Raw genomic sequence first — 4231 nt, 5'->3', positions numbered from 1 at the left:
GGCAGCTATTTCGGAATTGAAAGGCATAGAAATAGAAATGCCAGAGCTAGACTACTCAACCTTTGACACGTTGACAGAAAAAGGTCTGCCTTACTCGGCTGCGACTGAAGAGAATGGTTTTCCTTTTGGAGATTACCTGCTAGTGAGTGGATTTTTAGATCAGGCGAAACCAGAGCTTGAAAAGGCTGGGTATTATTTGGGGTTGCAGCAGTCAGAGGTAAGTCTTGTTGCTGAGTCCTCTTTGACTTCGACTTCAGATCAAGTATCGGTAACAGTATCTACTTCTCGTCGGGGTAAAAAGAAAACTAATGAGCAACAATAATAATAGCAACGGCAATCACAGCAATCTTGACTCTGAAACTGCCAATTCCGTAGAGAGCAGTGAACAGGGGGAAGTCAAGATAGCATTAGGCAGATTATATAGAGAGTTTGAAAGTTTTAAGCAATCACAGAAAACTGAACGCGAAAGAGATAGGGCGGAGTTACAAGCATGGTCACAGACGAATCTAATTCAAAGTCAACTCCTCAACCAAGCGATAGCGACAATCGAGATGCTGACGAAGGAATTGAAGAATCAGAATCTCTCATCGAACGAGTCCGAGAAGAACAACGAAGATTTGAGACAAGAATTAACTCCCTTGCTGACACAGTTAAAGAATATGCCCAAGTCATCAGCGACATTAGAGAGCTTAGAATTCAAAGGACTCAAGAGCGAAGTATTGCAGCTAAAACAGAACGGGAATCAACTGTTGAGTCACACCCAGAAGTTGACTACGGCGATTCAGGAGTTGAAGAACAGCCCTCCTCCCAAACCCATCACCATAGAGAAAGAGGTTTATCGCTCTGAACCCCTAAGCCAATATGGAATGATGGGGTTGATTACGACAATGTTTGCTTTGTCAATGTTCTTCGGACTCAATCAATTTATTCCGGTAAAAATCTCGGATGATTTCAATACCTATCTCCGAGCTATCTGGCAGCGTACTGGTTATAGCAATGTCAAGCTACAACGGGTAGAAAAGCGTTTGGGGACTGACCGAAATCGAAGATGAAGGGCAATATATAGTGATTGGGGCAAACAGGCTTAACGTAATATTTGCCCCAATAATAGAAATAATCAAAGGTAAGAATCTACAAGTTTCCCCTGCGCTGACCACTTCTCATCAAGAAGTCTGCAAGCAACATAGACAACTTTTTGACTTCTTTACGCTTGCGTTTTCCATTTATCCCCCAGCAACGGACAGTGAAATCACTTTGATAACCCAAGACAAGTGCAAGCTCGTCGTAAGTTAACTGCCATTTTTTCTTAAACTCAATTGGGTGCATAAATTTAAATCCATTACTAGGATTTCAGGGTGTTTATGTCTTGATATCTTTGAACTAAGTGAAAATTAAATAGAAGTCGGAAGTCGTAGGTCGGAAGTCGGAAGTACGGTTTTGAGATGGGGATTTTAACCCCTTTCTCATTACGAGCTTTGGCGTTGGGGATGGGGATTTAAACCCCTAAACGTCGGAACAATGAGTCAAGCTTCCGACTTCCGACTTCCTAGTTCCGACTTCGTTAATGGCTTTTTGAGATTGCAGTAATATTAAAAAGCAGTAAACCCTAACTTCTCGCTACCCTTCAATTGCTTGGATTCTATAAGTTGTGCAATCGCACCTCTTAAATACCGAACACTAGGTTTATCCTCGCCCCACTTTCGGCTATTTCTAATCGCAGCAAAGCTGACTGGTGTTGTCACGGCTGAAGTAACAATGTTTAAAATCAGATTTTTATCCGCCTCAGAAATGGTTACTTCTTCTACCTCTACAAATTCAACCTCTTGGGTAGGCTTTGAGAAAATAGACTCAAGCTGATTAACTGCGTCATCTGGTGCAATTTTCTCCCCTCTGGGCATAACTGCTGGCTGGTGATGCTGTACCAGTTCCGGGAAAAATTTGAGTAATGTTCTAGCTGGATCTGGCTGACCATTTCCTGGGTGTAACTCTATCTTTAGCCAGTCAGGAATCATGCCCAGATTGCCACCGCTAACAGGTTCGGCAAAGTTATTAGGGTTAGCCTTAAAATATTCGCCACTGGCAACATTAATCTTTCGCAATCCGCCAGCGCTGACAGACTGAGCTACACACCCAATAAAGTTAACCGATAGCTTAAAGGTATCTGCTAGTCCTGCTGTCGCCTTACCAACCACAGAAGTTAGGTTCGAGCCGTGCAACACAATGATTAATGTACCGCCAGACTTAGCGAAGCGACTCAGCAGATATTGGATAGCCCAAGTGCGATCGCTCTCATCAAGTAAGGACAGCAACCGCATCGCCTCATCAATCACTAACAGTAAGTTTTTGTGGGAATAAGGTTCACTTGCATCTAAGCCTTTAAGAAATTTAAGCAAGTCACGGGCGACTAGCTTATCTGCCCCGTCTGCATCTTTTTCCGGGTATTTAAGAGCAGAAATCAGATTGCAAGTAAAAGGGTAAACGTCCACCCCGGCTGTAAAGTATTGGGTGTTTAATCCCGAATCTAAAGCTAGAGATAATGTTGCCAAGATTGCAGCTAAGGTTCCCTTACCACCTCGCTGAGTGCCAGCGATCGCAATGACTTGGGAACTCATCATGTCTTCTATTTGGAAACCACTTTTCGTTAAAGCCGCGATGAGTGCGTTAGCCCTATTTGCCAGAGGGAGATTAATTATAGTGTCTGGTGAAAGCCCATTAGCTGATAGCTGTAACTCCTCCGGTTTAGAAAATTCCGCAGCTTGGCGAATGTCCCGAATATCTACCTGTGGTGAGTGAAACTGTTTGATATCTACGGTAGGTGGTAACTGGGTTTGAGCCTGTGCGATGGCACTTACCTCTGACCGATTCAGCCGGCTGTCAATCGTCACATCCTGTAAATGGAGAGCCATACTTTGATAAGTCGGTAGCTGACGACCCTTGAGCTTGCCAAACCAGCCAAACATCCAGCGATAAGCATAAAAACGTTTTCCTGGCTCAACTTGCGTTAAATACTGCCCAATATTTTCAAATTCAGCATGAAGAAAGGCGTACTCTTCTGCTGATTGTCGTTCTAGGAATTTAACAGTATTAGCAAGATGATCCGCCTGATAATTGCTTCTAGCTTCCTTGTCACCAGCACGAGAGATCGCATCTACAAAGTTGCCACGTACAAAGGGTATTGGTGCAATTTCTTTAGTACGGTTCGAGTGTTCGACAACAAACCATAACCACGCAGCACCGCCAATTAAACCACCAACTACAGCTAGAGGATTGACAGCATAACAAACCGCTCCTATCCCAGAAGCCAGCAAGCCAAGTACACGAGTCATGTCTGCTTCGTTCTCAGATTGCCTCGCCATTTCAAATAATTGATCCTTGCGCTCTTGCAACCATTCAGAAACATTACCCGCCTCCAAATGGGATAAGGCCGGATATGATTCGCGTAAGTGTTCCGTTTCTTTGGTTGTAATTTTTGGGATATTGTTACTTTGCATAAAAGAAATGCCTCATTGAGTTAAGCAGCCGCTCAATGGAGAGAATTCTTGAGCGGCACTCACTTTAATCTTTAGTCAATCGCCAGATAGCAAACCCAATCTCACCCGCCATCATCGTGCCAATGTTGAATAAAATACAGCCCAAAATCATGAATGGATCTGTAAATTGAAATGGGTTACGAGCTGCAAAGGTGGTGACAATATCGAACACCCAAACCGCAATCACAACTAACCCAGCACTAGAGCGATCGCGTGTACCTGCGGTCTTGTAGTCCTTCCACAGTTCACCAACAAGGTCAATCTTGCCACTAGGCTTGGTTTCAAGCTCATAGACCATGTGATCTTGAAGTTCCCGCCTAGCTGAATCTGGGTTTTTACCCCGTAGGGCATGGGCTTCGATTACTTGCACACCCACCGAAACCATGAATGCCAAGTAAAACAAAGGGTTGAACAGTGCAAACGGCACATTTAGCCAATTCCAAGCCGGCTCAAACCACGGGCATACAGGGGGCCCAGTAAAGATTAATTGCCAAGTTGAATCAGCACTAATTACAGAACCACCAATAAATAAAATCCCACCTACCAAGGCACGACCCGCGCCACCGTTAGCAACAAACTGATTGACTATAGCGGCGGCTGCCCTAATGGGTAAGCCAACAATCATTACAACAGCCTTGGCACAAAAATCGATGATTTCACCAAGCGTTCGCTTCTTACCTTTGGGTTTCCCATCGCTGTTA

At 44.2% G+C, this 4231-nt stretch carries 3 protein-coding genes and 1 pseudogene; 2 read left to right on the top strand and 2 right to left on the bottom strand.

All coding sequences use genetic code 11. The annotated features are described in order from the left end of the window. Both ACEW80_RS23490 and ACEW80_RS23485 read left to right on the top strand, forming a co-directional pair. Positions 1 to 322 (top strand): annotated as a pseudogene (locus ACEW80_RS23490) (hypothetical protein); the annotation flags it as partial. Then, positions 309 to 1052 carry a hypothetical protein gene (locus ACEW80_RS23485; protein ID WP_373528905.1) on the top strand — a complete coding sequence of 248 codons (744 nt, stop codon included), beginning with the start codon at positions 309 to 311 and terminating at the stop codon, positions 1050 to 1052. The pseudogene ACEW80_RS23490 and the gene ACEW80_RS23485, both read left to right, overlap by 14 nt. Positions 1053 to 1589: 537 nt before the next feature. On the opposite strand, the gene ACEW80_RS23480 is transcribed toward ACEW80_RS23485, so the two are convergent. After that, entirely contained in the window at positions 1590 to 3491 is a 1902-nt protein-coding gene (locus ACEW80_RS23480) for a hypothetical protein (protein ID WP_373528904.1), read from the bottom strand. 64 nt (positions 3492 to 3555) lie between these two features. Next, positions 3556 to 4231: hypothetical protein (locus ACEW80_RS23475; RefSeq protein WP_373528903.1), on the bottom strand; the 676-nt coding region annotated here is incomplete at its 5' end.

It is taken from the genome of Nostoc sp. (assembly GCF_041747015.1).
Taxonomy (GTDB): Bacteria; Cyanobacteriota; Cyanobacteriia; order Cyanobacteriales; family Nostocaceae; genus Nostoc.
Note: the sequence above shows the minus strand (reverse complement) of the source record. Positions and strands in the feature narration are given on the sequence as shown.